The organism is Variovorax sp. 05N34, assembly GCF_056397405.1.
This window is the reverse complement of the sequence record NZ_JBFTNI010000035.1, coordinates 1-407: the sequence shown is the minus strand read 5'-3', so window position 1 is coordinate 407 and position 407 is coordinate 1. Positions and strand designations below refer to the sequence as shown.

The 407-nt window shown below is 65.1% G+C and carries 1 protein-coding gene; it reads right to left on the bottom strand.

From position 1 onward, the window contains the following. Window positions 1-29: 29 nt before the first annotated feature. Complete coding sequence (locus AC1DMA_RS30135; RefSeq protein WP_478146479.1) at window positions 30-365, bottom strand: NAD(P) transhydrogenase subunit alpha part 2; 336 nt, start codon at window positions 363-365, stop codon at window positions 30-32. Between the last annotated feature and the right edge of the window lie 42 nt (window positions 366-407).

Sequence of the window (407 nt, the reverse complement as noted above, 5' to 3'; positions counted from 1 at the left end):
CAGCAGCGTGACGACGTTCATCGACATGATCAGCGTCCCCCCGCCTTGGCGCCGTCACCGCCAGCGGGCACTTTCTTGTCCTTCTTCTTGAACATCTCCAGCATGCGCCGGGTCACCAGGAACCCGCCGAAGACGTTGACCGCGGCCAGCGCCACGGCCAGCACGCCCATGGTCTTGCCCAGGCCCGTTTCAGTGAGCGCGGCGGCCAGCATGGCGCCCACGATCACGATCGCGGAGATGGCGTTGGTGACGGCCATCAGCGGCGTGTGCAGCGCCGGGGTGACGGTCCACACGACGTGGTAGCCCACGTAGATGGCCAGCACGAAGATGATCAGGTTGATGACGGTGTGGGATACGGGGTCCATGGCGGCTTCTCCTCGGGCTTGGCGGTTCGCTTGTTCGCTTAC

Excerpts from the sequence above, each read along its gene's own strand:
- AC1DMA_RS30135 (WP_478146479.1), bottom strand. The coding sequence starts at position 365 with ATGGACCCCGTATCCCACACCGTCATCAACCTGATCATCTTCGTGCTG.